The sequence below is a fragment of the Geodermatophilus sp. URMC 60 genome (genome assembly GCF_053502585.1).
The window spans coordinates 3,903,760-3,918,859 of the sequence record NZ_CP199958.1; the positions used below are offsets into that span (position 1 = coordinate 3,903,760).

The 15,100-nt window shown below is 73.5% G+C and carries 12 protein-coding genes and 1 pseudogene; 5 read left to right on the top strand and 8 right to left on the bottom strand.

All coding sequences use genetic code 11. The features are described 5' to 3' along the window. Positions 1 to 17: 17 nt before the first annotated feature. The gene (locus tag ACWIX3_RS18420; RefSeq protein WP_448608793.1) at positions 18 to 521 is read right to left on the bottom strand and encodes a hypothetical protein; all 504 of its coding nucleotides are present in this window, start codon (positions 519 to 521) and stop codon (positions 18 to 20) included. A gap of 307 nt (positions 522 to 828) precedes the next feature. Here ACWIX3_RS18420 and ACWIX3_RS18425 point away from each other — a divergent pair, with 307 nt between their 5' ends. From ACWIX3_RS18425 to ACWIX3_RS18435, 3 genes are all read left to right on the top strand, one after another. Beyond that, complete coding sequence (locus ACWIX3_RS18425; RefSeq protein WP_448608794.1) at positions 829 to 2,064, top strand: FAD-dependent oxidoreductase; 1,236 nt, start codon at positions 829 to 831, stop codon at positions 2,062 to 2,064. A 54-nt stretch (positions 2,065 to 2,118) separates the two neighbouring features. Next, on the top strand, positions 2,119 to 3,333 hold the full coding sequence (locus ACWIX3_RS18430; RefSeq protein ID WP_448608795.1) for a cytochrome P450 family protein: 1,215 nt from the start codon (positions 2,119 to 2,121) through the stop codon (positions 3,331 to 3,333). A 260-nt stretch (positions 3,334 to 3,593) separates the two neighbouring features. Next, the gene (locus ACWIX3_RS18435; protein WP_448608796.1) at positions 3,594 to 4,103 is read left to right on the top strand and encodes a DinB family protein; all 510 of its coding nucleotides are present in this window, start codon (positions 3,594 to 3,596) and stop codon (positions 4,101 to 4,103) included. 122 nt (positions 4,104 to 4,225) lie between these two features. Here the strand turns inward: ACWIX3_RS18435 and ACWIX3_RS18440 are convergent, their stop codons facing one another. Further along, entirely contained in the window at positions 4,226 to 5,449 is a 1,224-nt protein-coding gene (locus tag ACWIX3_RS18440; protein WP_448608797.1) for an epoxide hydrolase family protein, read from the bottom strand. A gap of 479 nt (positions 5,450 to 5,928) precedes the next feature. On the opposite strand from ACWIX3_RS18440, the pseudogene ACWIX3_RS18445 reads away from it, so the two are divergent. Beyond that, a pseudogene (locus ACWIX3_RS18445) lies at positions 5,929 to 6,078 on the top strand (GNAT family N-acetyltransferase); the annotation flags it as partial. Positions 6,079 to 6,468: 390 nt separating this feature from the next. Next, positions 6,469 to 6,768 (top strand): hypothetical protein, encoded by a 300-nt coding sequence (locus ACWIX3_RS18450; protein WP_448612513.1) that lies wholly within the window; start codon positions 6,469 to 6,471, stop codon positions 6,766 to 6,768. Here ACWIX3_RS18450 and ACWIX3_RS18455 read toward each other — a convergent pair. The 6 genes from ACWIX3_RS18455 to ACWIX3_RS18480 form a co-directional block, all read right to left on the bottom strand. Continuing rightward, on the bottom strand, positions 6,707 to 7,591 hold the full coding sequence (locus ACWIX3_RS18455) for an alpha/beta fold hydrolase (RefSeq protein WP_448608798.1): 885 nt from the start codon (positions 7,589 to 7,591) through the stop codon (positions 6,707 to 6,709). The genes ACWIX3_RS18450 and ACWIX3_RS18455 overlap by 62 nt on opposite strands. Further along, positions 7,588 to 8,802: an acyl-CoA dehydrogenase family protein gene (locus ACWIX3_RS18460; RefSeq protein ID WP_448608799.1), complete on the bottom strand. Its 1,215-nt coding sequence runs from the start codon at positions 8,800 to 8,802 to the stop codon at positions 7,588 to 7,590. The genes ACWIX3_RS18455 and ACWIX3_RS18460 overlap by 4 nt, the downstream gene beginning before the upstream one ends. A 37-nt stretch (positions 8,803 to 8,839) precedes the next feature. Then, on the bottom strand, positions 8,840 to 10,534 hold the full coding sequence (locus tag ACWIX3_RS18465) for a PHA/PHB synthase family protein (RefSeq protein ID WP_448608800.1): 1,695 nt from the start codon (positions 10,532 to 10,534) through the stop codon (positions 8,840 to 8,842). 87 nt (positions 10,535 to 10,621) lie between these two features. Beyond that, positions 10,622 to 11,971: an NADP-specific glutamate dehydrogenase gene (gdhA, locus tag ACWIX3_RS18470; protein WP_448608801.1), complete on the bottom strand. Its 1,350-nt coding sequence runs from the start codon at positions 11,969 to 11,971 to the stop codon at positions 10,622 to 10,624. Between the two features lie 97 nt (positions 11,972 to 12,068). Further along, entirely contained in the window at positions 12,069 to 13,208 is a 1,140-nt protein-coding gene (locus ACWIX3_RS18475; protein WP_448608802.1) for an acyl-CoA dehydrogenase family protein, read from the bottom strand. Positions 13,209 to 13,230: 22 nt separating this feature from the next. Beyond that, positions 13,231 to 14,934: an AMP-binding protein gene (locus ACWIX3_RS18480; RefSeq protein WP_448608803.1), complete on the bottom strand. Its 1,704-nt coding sequence runs from the start codon at positions 14,932 to 14,934 to the stop codon at positions 13,231 to 13,233. Positions 14,935 to 15,100: the final 166 nt, after the last annotated feature.

The window sequence follows — 15,100 nt, forward strand, 5'->3', positions numbered from 1 at the left end:
TCGGTCGTCCTGCGAGCTCACTCCTCGGGGACGACGGGCCGGCGTCCGGCGTCCCGGCCGGGGACGCCGACCGGGTCGGGCCGCAGGCCCGGCCCCCGCAGCGGGCGCTCGCCGACCGGCAGCCGGAACGCGAGCACGGTGAGGAGCACAGCGGCGACCGACACGAGGCTCAGCGTCACCGTCTGCAGGACCGCGTCGCTCGTCGTGTGGAGCAGGTGCAGGGTCAGCTGGTGGTAGAGCTGGTGCGGCAGGTAGGCCACGACCGCGGCGAGACCCGTCGCCCGGGCGAGCCACACCCCGCCGGTCGCCAGCGCGACGAGGGCCACGACCCCGAGGGCGAGGTTGCCCTGACCGACGTCCCGGAGCAGGTGCTCGTTGTAGGGACCGTCGACGCTCACCCAGGTACGGCCGAAGCCCGGGAAGTCCTCGTAGAAGGACCGTGGCGCGAGCGTCTGCCATCCGCCGACACCCAGGCCGAAGACCACGAACCAGGCCAGCAGGACACCGACGGCGCGACGCACGGAGCCTCCTCCCGGGATGCCCGGCGCCGACCGCGACGGCCGGCCGGTGCGCGTCCACCGGGCCCGTCGCACGATCGTCCTGCCGCCGTCCGGGCGCCCACAAGGGACGACCGGCACTGGCGGCACGAGGTGCACCGGTCCCCGTGGGTCCGGCGTCGAGGCGAAGCCGGCACCACGGGGTCGGGCCGCGGGGACGGGGTCGGGCTGCCCTTCCCGATCGGAGGACGCCACGGTAGAGAGGAGACGTCCCGACGCTACGACGTCCCGCGGCGCCGACCGCGCCCGGGCGGCCGACAGGAGGCCCGCGATGGGTGAGCACACGACCTGCCTGGTGGTCGGCGGCGGTCCGGCCGGCATGGTGCTGGGCCTGCTGCTGGCCCGGGCCGGCGTCGAGGTCACCGTGCTGGAGAAGCACGCCGACTTCCTCCGCGACTTCCGCGGCGACACCGTGCACCCCTCGACGCTCCAGCTGCTCGACGAGCTCGGCCTGGCCGAGGAGTTCGACCGGCTGCCGCACACGGAGGTCGAGCAGGTCGTCATCCCCACGGCCGACGGGGGCACCGTGACCCTCGGGGACTTCCGCCGGCTGCACGTCCCCTACCCCTACATCGCGATGACGCCGCAGTGGGACCTGCTGGACCTGCTCGCCGACGCCGGCCGCCGCGAGGCGACGTTCACGCTGCGGATGTCGACCGAGATGACCGACCTGGTCCGCGAGGGCGACCGGGTCGTCGGCGTCCGCTACCGCACGGCCGACGGCGGCACCGGCGAGATCCGCGCCGACCTCACCGTGGCCTGCGACGGCCGGCACTCGCTGGCGCGGCGGCGGGCGGGGCTGCGGCCGAGGGAGTTCGCCGTCCCCATCGACGCCTGGTGGTTCCGGGTCCCCCGCATGCCCGACGACCCCTCCGCCCTGTCCCCGCACGCGGCGCCCGGCCGGTTCGCCGTGGTCATCCCGCGGGAGACGTTCCTCCAGGTGGCCTACATCGGCCGCAAGGGCGCCGATCCGGAACTGCGGGCACGCGGCATCGAGGCGTTCCGGCAGGACGTCGCCGAGCTGATCCCGGAGTTCCGGGACCGGGTGGACGCGCTGCGGTCGATGGACGACGTCAAGCACCTCGACGTGCGCGTCGACCGGCTCGTGCGGTGGCACGTCGACGGGCTGCTGTGCATCGGGGACGCCGCGCACGCGATGTCGCCGGTGGGGGGTGTCGGCATCAACCTCGCCGTCCAGGACGCCGTGGCAGCCGCTACCCTGCTGGCCGAGCCGTTGCGGAACGGCACCGTGGATCCCTCCGACCTGGCCCGGGTCCGAACCCGCCGGATCCTGCCGACCGTGGCCGTGCAGACCCTGCAGCGGGCGCTGCACCGCGGCTTCGTGGGCCCGCTGGTCGAGGGACGGCGGGCCGGCCCGCCGAAGCCGGTGCTCGCGCTGGTGCGCCGGTTCCCGCAGCTGTCCGTCGTCCCGGCGTACCTGATCGGCGTGGGGTTGCGGCCCGAGCACGCGCCGGCGTTCGCCCGGCGCGCCGCGGTCCCCGGCTGACCCCCGGGACCTCCGTACCTGGCGCCGTCCGTCCGCCGCCGACAACCTCGGGCGATGGACCTCGCCACCCCCGTCGTCCCGCTCGACGCCGCCTTCTTCGCCGATCCGCACGAGCTCTACGCGCGGCTGCGCGTCGAGGAGCCGGTCGCACGGGCGGTGACCCCGGTCGGCATGCCGGTCTGGCTGGTGACCCGGTACGACGACGTCCGGGAGGCGCTCACCGACCCGCGGCTGGCCAAGGACTCCGAGGGCTTCGCCCGGGTGCTGGAGAGCAAGCCGCTGCCGCCGGGGGCGCAGGCGGTGTTCACCCAGGAGCTCAACCGGCACCTGCTCAGCACCGACCCGCCCGACCACACCCGGCTGCGCAAGCTGGTCAGCCGGGCGTTCACGGTGCGGGCCATCGCCGCGCTCCGCCCGCGGATCGAGGAGATGGCCGCCCGGCTCGCCGACGCGATGGCCGCCGGGCCGGCCGAGGTCGACCTGCTCGACGCCTTCGCCTTCCCGCTGCCGATGGGCGTCATCTGCGAGCTGCTGGGCGTGCCCGACGCCGAGCGGACGTCGTTCCGCCGCTGGTCGAACACGCTGCTGGCCTCCGACGGCGCGGTCGACGAGCGCACCGCCGCCGGCATGTCGATGGCCGTGTACCTGACCGACCTGGTGGCGCAGAAGCGGGCCCGGCCGGCGGACGACGTGCTGTCGGCGATCGTCGCCGCCTCCGAGGACGCCGACCGGCTCTCGGCCGACGAGACCGTCTCGATGGCCTTCCTGCTGCTGGTCGCCGGCCACGAGACGACGGTGAACCTCATCGGCAACGGCGTGCTGGCGCTGCTGCGCCGTCCCGACCGGCTGGCAGAGCTGCTGGCCGACCCCGACCTGGTGCCGGCCGCGATCGAGGAGTTCCTCCGCCTGGACGGTCCGGTCAACCTGGCCACGTTCCGGCACACCACCGCACCGGTCGACATCGGCGGCACCACCATCCCGGCCGGCGAGGTCGTGCTGGTCTCGCTGGCGTCGGCCAACCGCGACCCGGAGCACTACGCCGACCCCGACGAGCTGGACCTGCACCGCGAGGCGGGCCACCTGGCCTTCGGGCACGGCATCCACCACTGCCTCGGCGCGCCGCTGGCCCGCCTCGAGGGCGAGGTCGCGTTCCGGACCCTCCTCGACCGCTTCCCGGACCTCACCCTGGCGGTCGACCCCGCGGAGCTGACCTGGCGGCAGAGCATCCTCATGCGCGGCCTGACCCGCCTGCCCGTGCGCATCCGCTGATCCCCGAGGACGGGCTCCGCAGGGGACGACGTCCGGGCCTCCGCGACCCAGGCCGCGTCTGACTGCGGAGGCGGCCGTGAGGCACGACGCCACGCCCCTGTGCCGCTGGAGGCGTGGGCGCGCCGGCACCCCTCTCCCCGGCAGGGGGTGCCGACGCACGTGGGACGCACGTCGATCGCCGGCGTCCACACGGTCACGGGCGTGAACACCTCCACCCCGCCCAGCGGCGGGACGACGGCGGCGACCGGCACCATCCGATCGTGACGAGCGATCGCACGATGCCCCCGCTCCAGACCGATGAGCGCGCCACGCTGGAGGGCTGGCTCGACTTCTACCGGGCCACGCTGGGCATCAAGTGCGACGGGCTCGCCGACGATCAGCTGCGGACAGCATCGGTGCCGCCGTCCCCGCTGACGCTCCTCGGGCTGGTGCGGCACATGGCGGAAGTCGAGCGGAACTGGTTCCGCCGCATCCTGCGGGGCGAGCCGGTCCCACCGATCTACGACCCGGCCGCCGACGCCGACGGCCCGGACGGCGGGTTCGACCTCACCGACGACGTCACCGCCGCCACCGCTCGGGCCACCTGGGAGGGCGAGATCGCCCAGGCCCGGATCAACTGTTCCGGCCGTGGTCTGGATGGGACCAGTCCCTTCATGGGTGGCCAGGTCACTCTGCGGTGGATCTACACCCACATGATCGCCGAGTACGCCCGCCATGCCGGCCACGCCGACCTCATCCGTGAGCGCATCGACGGAACGACGGGGGTCTGACCACCACAGGTCCCGGCGGGCGCGATCCCGACACCTGCCGTGGTGCCCCTGGGTGGCCGCTCACGGACAGGCCGCGGCTCCAGGGACGGCGGGACGTGCCCCCGGAGCCGCGGCGGACCGGGTCAGCTGCGCGGTTCGGGAATCCGAGGTGTGCGCAGCGGGTGGAACGCCGCCCGGATCTCGGTCGCGAACAGCTCGGGCTCTTCCCAGGCGGCGAAGTGGCCGCCCCTCTCGGCCTCGTTGAAGTAGGTGAGGGTGGGGTAGGCCTTCTCGGCCCAGCTGCGCGGTGTCCGCCAGATCTCGCCGGGGAACGTGGTGAACCCGACCGGGAGCTCGACCTGCGGAGGAACCTGGCCGGCCGCGGCCGCGGGAGCGTCGGCTCCGTAGCTCTCCCAGTAGGAGCGGGCGGCCGAGGCGCCGGTGCCGGTCAGCCAGTACAGCGTGATGTCGTCGAGGACGTGGTCCCGGGTGAGGTTGCCCGAGGGCTGCCCGTCGACGAACGCGCGGGAGATCTTGTAGTAGGCGTCGGTGTCGTGGTCGATCATCCAGGCGGCCAGGGCGGCGGGCGAGTCCAGCAGGGCGTAGCCGATCGTCTGCGGCCGCGTGGCCTGCTCCTGGAAGTAGCCGCTGCCGGTCGTCCGGAAGGTGTCGACCGCAGCGGCCGCCGCGCGTTCCTGCTCGGTGTCGGTCGGCTGGGGGCCGCCCAACGCGGTGACCAGCAGGTTGGTGTGGATGCCGACCAGCCCCTCCGGTGCCTGGCGCCCCATCGCGTCGGTGACGCCGGCGCCCACGTCGCCGCCCTGGGCGACGTACCGGGCACACCCGAGGCGGCGCATCAGCTCCGCCCACGCCCGCGCCACGCGACCGACGTCCCACCCCAGCTCGGTCGGTTCGCCGGAGAAGCCGTAGCCCGGTAGGGACGGCAGCACCAGGTGGAACGCGTCCTCGGCCCGGCCGCCGTGCGCGGTCGGGTCGGTGAGCGGTCCGACCGACTCCAGCAGCTCGACGACCGAACCGGGCCAGCCGTGCGTCATGATCAGCGGCAAGGCGTCCTCGTGCCGCGACCGCACGTGGACGAAGTGGATGTCCACCCCGTCGATCTCCGTCGTGAACTGCGGCAGCGCGTTGAGCTTCGCCTCGCAGGCACGCCAGTCGTACTCGGTGGCCCAGTAGCGGCACAGCGCCTGCAGCGTCGCCAACTGCACCCCCTGGGACCGATCGGGGACCAGCTCCCGGGAGGGCCAGCGCGTCGCGGCGAGGCGGCGGCGCAACTCGGTGAGCGACTCGTCCGGGAACTCCACGTGGAACGGCCGGATGGCGCTGCTCTGTGCTCGGACTGCGGTCATGGCTGACTCTGCCCCTCGACTCGGATGCGGGGAAGTCGCAGACCGCGCCAGACCAGCAGGCGCACAACTGCACCGGCACTGTCGAGGCTTCCGGGACCTGACCACCGTGGCCCGGGTCGTCGTGGTGCCGGCAGGGGCGAAGGGTCGTGTTCGCGCATGTCGGCACGTCGAGTCACCGGAGGATCCCAGCGGGCGCCCGCTGGGCACCGGGCTCGACGTGGGACTCGGGTCGCTCGCCCTGGACGGACGCTCGGGGCGCGCGGCCGTGCCCGTCGCGAGCCCCTGACCGGGAAACCCGTTGCGCCTCCCGATAGGACGGGGAGGTGCAGATCGTGCAGACCGGCCCCGACGACGAGCGCTTCGCGGCGTGGTGCGAGGTGTGGGCGGCGACCCAGCGCGCCGACCGCCCGGAGGAGCGCCCGCGGCCGGCGCGCGAGCACGTCGCCCTGGGACGCCGGCTGGTCGAGCCGGGCGGCTCGATGGACGGCACCCACCGGGCGGCTGTCGTCGACGGCACCGTCGTCGGTGCGCTGCGGTTGCTCCTGCCGGTGCGGGACAACACGACCGTCGCCTACGCCGACCTGGCGGTGCACCCGGCCTGCCGCTGCCGCGGTGCCGGCAGCGCGCTGCTCGAGGAAGCGGGGGGCGACTCGCCGCGGCGGCCGGGCGGACCACGGGGATCGCCGAGGTGGACGAGCCGGTGCCCGACACCCCCGGCCGCGCGTTCGCCCTGCGGCACGGGTGGCGCTGCGACCTGCAGGAGAGCCGCCGCGACCTGGTGCTCCCCGTGGACGAGCAACGGCTGTCGGCCCTCGAGGTCGAGGCCCGTGCTGCGGGTGCGGACTACGAGGTGCTCACCTCGCGGAACCGGACGCCGGACGCCCTCGTCGAGGACCGGGCGCTGCTCGGCCGCCGGATGTCGACCGACGCGCCGAGCGGGGACGTACCGGTCGAGGAGGAGCACTGGGACGCCGCACGGGTCCGCGAGGGGAGGCCGCCACGCCGCCCGGGGCCGCACGGTGCTCACCGGCGCCGCCGTGCGCGACGGCCGGCTGGTCGCCTACACCGAGCTGCACGTGCCACCCGCGCAGCCCGGGCGCCCGCAGCAGGACGCCACGCTGGTCCTGTGCGAGCACCGCGGCCACCGCCTGGGCGCCCGCACCGAGGTCGCCGTGCTCCGGGAGGTCGCCGCGAAGCTGCCGGCGGTGCGGCGGATCAACACCTACAACTCCGACTCGAACCGGCCGATGGTGGCGGTCAACGAGGCTCTGGGTTTCCGCCGAGCGGGTGGTCTGACCACCTGGTCGCGCCGGATCTGACCGTCATCGGGAGGTACTCGCCGTCGAGGAAGTCGGTGATCATGCCGGCGATCTCGGCCGGGCGCTCCAGGATGAACAGGTGTCCCCCGCCCCGGACGACGTGCAGCCTCGCGTCGGGGATGCGCCAGGCGAGGATCCGCCCGTTGATGAGCGGTATGATCGGGTCGTCGTCCCCGGAGATGACCAGCGTGGGCTGTCGCAGGGTGTGCAGCCACGGCATGCTGCTCCACCCGGTGATCGCGTAGAGCTGGCCCATGTACCCGATCGCCGACGGAGGCCGCACCCGGCCGATGACCGTGTGCAACAGCCGGTGCGGGTCGGTGCGGGCCATGCCGCCGTAGATGCGCCCGGCGATCTGCAGGTAGTGCTCGGCATTGCGGTAACGGCGCGGCGTCGCCAGGGCGAGCAGGGCCGACGGAGCGCCCGGCATGCCGCCCAGTCCCGGCGCGGTGGCCGCGAGCACCAGGCCCCGCACCCTGTCCGGCGCCTGCTTGGCCAGCTGCTGGGCCACCACGCCGCCGAGGGAGATGCCGAAGACGTCGACCTCGTCGAGCCCGAGCGCGTCGAGCAGCCCGGTGACCGTCCGCACCAGGCCCGGCATCCGCCGCGGACTCCGGTACGGCGTCGACCCACCCATGCCCGGCGCGTCGAAGCTGATCACCTGCCGGCCGCGGGCGGCCAGCTCCCGCTCGAACGGCTCGGCCAGCTCCAGGCTGGCGCCCAGACCGGTGATGAGCAGCAGCGGCCGTCCGGTGCCGCGGACCGAGGTCCGCAGCCGCACCTCCTCGACGCGGACGGTGCGGAACTGCTGCGCCCCCCTCACGCGAACGCCGAGGCGCCGGTGATGTCCCGCCCGACGATGAGGGTCTGGATCGTCTCGGTGCCCTCGAAGGTGTGGATCGACTCGATGTCGGCCATGTGCCGGATGACGTGGAAGTCCAGCAGGATCCCGTTGCCGCCGAGCAGGTCGCGGGCCTCGGCGAGCACCGCGCGGGCGGTGCTGGTGTTGTGCGCCTTGGCCAGGCCGGCCAGCGTCGGCTCGACCCGGCCGGCCAGCGCCAGGTCGGCCAGCCGCCGGCAGTACAGCTGCATCGAGGTGACCTGGGCGAGCATCCCGACCAGCCGCTCCTGGATCAGCTGGAACTCCACCAGCCGCTTGCCGAACTGCCGGCGCCGCCCGGCGTAGGTCAGCGCCGCCTCGTACCCGGCGACGGCGTGGCCCAGGGCCATCCAGGCGCAGGAGCCGCGGGTGGTCGCCAGCACCGCGCCGGTGTCCTTGAAGCTGCGGGAGCCCGGCAGGTGGTTCTCGGCCGGGACGCGCACGTCCTCGAGCTCGATCTCGGCCTGCCACACCGCGCGCAGCGACCCCTTGCCCTCGATCCGGCGCGCCCGGTAGCCCGGCGTTCCCTTCTCGACGAGGAAGCCCTTGACCTGCCCGTCGTCGGCGTCACGGGCCCAGACCACGACGACGTCGGCGATGGTGCCGTTGCCGATCCACTTCTTCGACCCGTTGAGCACGTAGGAGTCGCCGTCCTTGCGGGCCGTCGTCTCCAGGGCGATCGAGTCCGACCCGTGGTCGGGCTCGGTGAGCGCGAAGGCACCCAGCTCCTCGCAGCGCGCCATCGGCGGCAGCCACCGCTGCTTCTGCTCCTCCGAGCCGAGCATGGCGATCGACTTCATCGCCAGGCCCGCCTGGACGCCGAGGAAGGTGCCGAGGCTGCCGTCTCCGCGGTTGAGCTCCATGTGCACCAGCCCGGCGGAGAGCGCGTCCATCGGCGGACAGCCGTAGCCCTCGATGCCGTCGCCCACCAGGCCGGCCTCACCCAGCTTCCCGGCCAGCTCCCGGGGGAACTCGGCGCGCTCCCAGTAGCCGTTGATGACCGGCAGCACCTCGTCCTCGACGAAGGCCCGGGTGCGCAGCAGGTGGTCCATCTGCTCGGGCGAGAGCTCCTCGCGCAGCTGGAAGTAGTCGGTGGAGAGCGCCCTGCCGATGCCCTCTGCGAGGTCGTCGCCGATGCCCTCTGCCAGTGTCACGTCGTTCGTCTCCCGTCGGGGCGTGCCGGTGCGCGTGTCACTTGTCCCGCACGTAGCTGCCCGGGGCGTCCTCCCGGACCCGGAACCGGGCGCTGCCCAGCTGCTCGGGGGCCGGCTTGTCCGGCCCGGAGCGCTCCCCGAGCCACGCGGAGTAGTCCGGCCACCAGGAGCCCTTCTCGGTCCGCGCGGTGTCGCTCCACTCCTCCACCGCGGCCGAGTTGTCGTCGGTGACCCGGTAGCTGGACTTCGGGTTGCCCGGCGGGTTGACCAGCGCCGCGATGTGCCCGTTGGTGGAGAGCACGAAGCGCATCTTGCCGCCGAGCAGCTGGCTGCTGCGGTAGCACGACTGCCACGGGCAGATGTGGTCGGCGGACCCGGCCAGCACGTAGGAGTCGACGGTGACCTGGCTGAGGTCGACCTCGGTGCCGAGCAGGGTCACGCTGCCGGGCCGGGTCAGCTTGTTGCCCAGGGCCATGTCGACGAAGTCGGCGTGCAGCCGGGCGGTCATCCGGGTGGTGTCGGAGTTCCAGGACAGGATGTCGAACTTCGGCGGCCGCTTGCCCTGCAGGTAGTTGTTGACCCAGTAGTTCCAGATCAGGTCGTTGGGCCGCAGCCAGGCGAACACCTCGGCGAGCCTCCGGCCGTCGAGGTAGCCGGCGCGCCGGGAGGCCTCGACGGCCTGCGCGGCGGTGTCCGGGTCCATCGTCGCGCCGAGCAGGCCGGCGCGCGTCTGGTCGAGCACGGTGACCAGCAGGCTCAGGCTCGCCAGCCGCTCCTGCCGGCCCGTCGCCGCCAGGACGGCAGCGGTCATGCTGGCCAGGATGCCGCCCGAGCACGTGCCCATCAGGTGGGTGGCGTCCTCGCCGCTGATCTCCTCGACCGCGTCGAGCGCGTCGAGGATGGCCGTGGCGTACGTGTCGAAGCCCCAGTCGCGGTGCCGGGCGTCGGGGTTGCGCCAGGACACCATGAAGACCTGCTGGCCCTGGCCGACGAGGTGCTCGACCAGGCTGCGCCCGGGCGCGAGGTCGAGCACGTAGAACTTGTTGATCGTCGGCGGCACGATGAGCACGGGCACCGCGCGGACGTTCTCCGTCGTCGGCCGGTACTGGATCAGCTCGAAGACCGGCGTGCGCAGCACCACCGCGCCGGGGGTGACGGCGAGGTCCCGGCCCACCTCGTAGGCATCCGGGTCGACCATCGTCGGCACCCGAGGCGGGCTGGCCAGGTCGCGCACCAGGTTCCGCGGCCCCCGCACCAGGTTGGCACCGGCGGTGTCGATGAGGGCCTTCCACGCCACCGGGCTGATCAGCGGGTTGTTGCTGGGCGCGAGCGCGTCGACCAGGTTGGTGCCGGCGAAGCGCACCCGCTCGGCGTCCTTCCACTCCAGCGGCACGTCGTGCAGCAGCCCCAGGGCCGTCTCGCCCGTGACCAGGTAGGCCTGGACCAACCGCCGCAGGAGCGGGTTCTCCGTCCAGGCCGGGTCCGCGAAGCGCCGATCCCGCTTGGAGGGGGCCACCTCGCAGGTGCCGACGGCGATCTGCGCCAGCTGGCCGGCCAGCGACCGGGCCCGCGCGGCCACCTTGTCCGGGCGGCGCGCCAGGCCGCCCAGGAACTTCAGCCCCGGCTTCCCCGGGGACAGCCGGCGCAGGCTCCCCTGGGCCGCCTGGGTCAGCAGCAGGTCGAGGGGCCCCGCTGCCCCGGCGACCTCGCGCGAGTCGTCCACCGATGTCATGACAGCTCCTCCGGGACGTCGATCAGCACCCCACACCTACCACCCGGCGGCCCGAGTCACACGGCGCCGACGGGATCGCCTTCGCGATCAGACCAGCCCGAGGGCGTGCACCGCCTCCGCGACCTGCAGGAAGCCCGCCACGTTGGCGCCGAGCACGAGGTCGCCCGGGGAGCCGTACTCCTCCGCGGTCTGGTGGCAGCGGGTGTGGATGTCGCGCATGACCTCCTCGAGCCGGGACTCGGTGTGCTCGAAGGTCCACCGGTCGCGGGAGGCGTTCTGCTGCATCTCCAGCGCGGAGGTGGCGACCCCGCCGGCGTTGGCGGCCTTGCCGGGGGCGAAGGCGATCCCGGCCTCGCGGAAGACGCGGACCGCGTCGGGGGTCGAGGGCATGTTGGCGCCCTCGACGACGTACCGGCAGCCGTTGCGGGCCAGTGCCGCGGCGGCGTCGCCGTCCAGCTCGTTCTGCGTGGCGCTCGGGATGGCGAGGTCGCAGGGGACGTCCCAGATGCTGCCGCCCTCGACGAAGGTCGCGGAGGCCACCCGGTCGGCGTAGTCGCTGATCCGGCCGCGCTCGACCTCCTTGACCTGCTTGAGGACGGCGAGGTCGAGGCCCTTCTCGTCGACGACGTAGCCGCCGGAGTCCGAGCAGGCGACCGCCGTCCCACCGAGCTGGTGCACCTTCTCGACGCCGTAGACGGCGACGTTGCCCGACCCCGAGACGACGACCCGCCGCCCGTCGAAGGACTCGCCGCGCGCCTTCAGCATCTCGTCGGCGAAGAAGGCCGCGCCGTAGCCGGTCGCCTCGGTCCGCACCAGCGAGCCGCCCCAGCCGAGGCCCTTGCCCGTCAGCACGCCGGACTCGTAGCGGTTGGTGATCCGCTTGTACTGGCCGAACAGGTAGCCGATCTCGCGGCTGCCGACGCCGATGTCGCCGGCCGGCACGTCGGTGTACTCGCCGAGGTGGCGGTAGAGCTCGGTCATGAACGACTGGCAGAAGCGCATGATCTCGGCGTCGGAGCGGCCCTTGGGGTCGAAGTCGGAGCCACCCTTGCCGCCGCCGATGGGCATCCCGGTGAGGGCGTTCTTGAAGATCTGCTCGAAGCCGAGGAACTTGATGATGCTCAGGTTCACCGACGGGTGGAAGCGCAGACCGCCCTTGTAGGGACCCAGGGCGGAGTTGAACTCCACCCGGAAGCCGCGGTTGATGTGCACCTCGCCGCGGTCGTCCTGCCACGGCACGCGGAAGATGACCTGCCGCTCGGGCTCGCAGATCCGCTCGACGGTCTTCATCTCGGTGTACTCGGAGTGCCGCGTCAGCACGACGGCGAGGGACTCGAGCACCTCCCGGACGGCCTGGTGGAACTCGATCTCCCCCGGGTTGCGGCGGAGGACCTCGTCGTAGATCTGCTCCACGATGGGCGGCACGTCTGCGTTCACTGTTCTCCGATCCTCGCGCGCCCGGCCTCTCCGGAGCGGTCCCGGAGCGACCGTACGAGCCCCCCGGAACCGGAGCGTCCGCGGGGCCCCACGTCGGTCAGCGGGCCAGCTGGCGGCTGATCACCAGACGCTGGATCTGGTTGGTGCCCTCGAAGATCTGCATGACCTTGGCCTCCCGCATGTAGCGCTCGACCGGGAAGTCGCGGGTGTAGCCGTAGCCGCCGAGCACCTGGACGGCGTCGGTGGTCACCTTCATCGCCGCGTCGGTGGCGACCAGCTTGGCGACGCTGGCCTGCCGGCTGTAGGCGCGGCCGGCGTCGCGGCGGCGGGCCGCGTCGAGATAGCTGGCCCGGGCGGTGTCGACGGCGGCGGCCATGTCGGCGAGCAGGAAGCCCAGCCCCTGGTGGTCGATGATCCTCCGGCCGAAGGTGCTGCGCTCGTGCGCGTAGTCCACCGCGGTGTCCAGCGCGGCCTGCGCCAGCCCGGTGGCGACCGCGGCGATGCCCAGGCGCCCGGAGTCCAGCGCGGAGAACGCGATCGGCAGGCCCTGCCCCTCGGCGCCGATCAGCCGGTCGGCCTCGATCAGCGCGCCGTCCCAGTTGGCCATCGTCGTCGGGATGGCGTGCAGGCCCATCTTCTGCTCGGGCCGGCCGAAGGAGAGGCCCTGGACCCGTCCGGGGGCGAGGAAGCAGGAGATGCCCCGGGACCCCTCGCCGGTGCGGGCGAACAACGCGTAGAAGTCGGCCTTCCCGCCGTGGGTGATCCACGACTTGGTGCCGGTCACCCGGTACCCGCCCTCGGTCCTCTCCGCTCGGCAGGCCAGCGCCGCGGCGTCGGACCCGGCCTGCGGCTCGGACAGCGAGTAGCCGCCGATCAGCTCACCGGCGAGCATCCGCGGCAGCCAGCGCTCCTGCTGCTCCGAGGTGCCGAAGGTGGCCAGCGGGTGGCAGGAGAGCCCGTGCACCGACACCGCCACGGCCACCGCCGCCCACCGCGCGCCGAGCTCCTCGAGCACCTGCAGGTAGACCTCGTAGGGCAGCCCCCCGCCACCCAGTTCCTCGGGGTAGGGCAGGCCGAGCAGGCCGAGCCCGCCGAGGGTGGCGAACAGCCCCTCGGGATAGGTCTCGGCCCGCTCGTGCTCGTCCACGCGGGTCGCGAGCTCCTTGTCCGCGACCTCGCGGACGAGGGCGAGCAGGTCCTCGGCCTCCTCGTTGGGCAGCAGTCGGTCGACGGTCACGGCGGTCCCTCCAGGGGTCGGTTCAGCTCTTGAGCTCGGGGAACTGGTCGTCCCGCCACTCCACGCCCGAGCGCGGATCGGCGGTGGCGAGCTCCTCCTCGCGGGCGCGCAGCTCCACCCGCCGGATCTTCCCCGAGATGGTCTTGGGCAGTTCCGCGAACTCGATCCGCCGCACCCGCTGGTAGGGGTTGAGCCGCTCGCGGGCGTACCGCAGCACCGACAGCGCGGTCTCCGCGGTCGGCTCGTGCCCGGGTGCCAGCGCGACGTAGGCCTTGGGCACGGCCAGCCGCAGGGCGTCGGGCGCGGGGACGACGGCGGCCTCGGCGACCGCCGGGTGCTCGATGAGCACCGACTCGAGCTCGAACGGGCTGATCTTGTAGTCGCTGGCCTTGAAGACGTCGTCGGTGCGGCCGACGTAGGTGATGTAGCCGTCGGCGTCGACGGTGGCGACGTCCCCGGTGTGGTAGTACCCGCCGGCCATCGCCTCGGCGGCGCGCTCCGGATCGCCCTGGTAACCGGTCATCAACGGAACCGGGTGCTGGGCGAGGTCCAGGCAGATCTCCCCCTCCCCCGGGCCCTCGACGACGCGGCCGGTGACCGGGTCGACCAGCACCACCGGCACACCCGGCAGCGGGCGGCCCATCGAGCCGGGCTTCACCTCCGAGCCCGGGGTGTTGCCGACCTGCGCGGTCGTCTCGGTCTGGCCGTAGCCGTCGCGGATGGTCAGGCCCCAGGCCCGGCGCACCTGCTCGATGACCTCGGGGTTGAGCGGCTCGCCCGCCCCGATCACCTCCCGCAGCGCGCCGGGCCCGCCGGAGAGGTCGGCGTTGATCAGCATCCGCCAGACCGTGGGCGGCGCGCAGAAGGTGGTGACGCCGTGCTCGCGGACGAGCGCGAGCAGGGCTGCGGCGTCGAAGCGCCGGTAGTCGTGCACGACGACCGTCGCCTCGGCGATCCACGGGGCGAAGAAGCAGGACCAGGCGTGCTTGGCCCACCCGGGCGAGGAGATGTTGAGGTGCACGTCGCCGGGCTGCAGGCCCAGCCAGTACACCGTGGACAGGTGCCCCACCGGGTAGGAGACCTGCGTGTGCTCCACCAGCTTGGGGCGCGACGTCGTCCCCGAGGTGAAGTACAGCAGCAGCGGGTCGCCGGGTGCCGTGCCGGGGTGCTCGACCGGCACGTGCTCCAGCTCGGCGGAGGCGTGCAGGTCCGCCCAGCCCTCGGCCGGCCCGACGCTGATCCGGGTGTAGTCGCCGGGGACCTCGTCGAACTTCCCGACGTCGGCGGCGTTGCAGACGACGTGCCGTGCCCCGCCGCGGGTGATCCGGTCGGTCAGGTCGGCGGAGCCGACCGCCGTCGTGGTGGGCATGATGACCGCCCCGAGCTTCATCACCGCCAGCATCGCCTCCCACAGCTCGACCTGGTTGCCGAGCATCAGGAGCACCGGGTCGCCCCTGCGCACGCCACGGCCGGCGAGCCAGGCGGCCAGCTGGCCGGAGCGGTGGGACATCTCCGCGAAGGAGCGCCGCGTCGTCGTGCCGTCCTCGGCCACCAGGACCAGGGCGGGGCGGTCGTCGTCCCGCGCGAAGGCGTCGAACCAGTCGACCGCCCAGTTGAACCGCTCCCCCAGCTCGGGCCAGCGGAACTCCGCGACGGCCGCCTCGTGCCGGCCGCGCAGCGCCAGCAGCTGGTCCCGCGCGGCCCGGTAGGCCTCGGTGACGTCCATCGGCGTGTCCTCCCTGTGCGTGGTCGAGCCGGGGTCAGCGTGGTCCATGGTGGCGCAGGTCACCACCCGCGTGCGGGGGACGCCGGCCCGGATCGGGTGGTCGTGGCGAGCGCTCCGCGGAGGTCGTGCGTATCGTCCCGCGGGTGTCCCGGGACGGCGAAGGCGC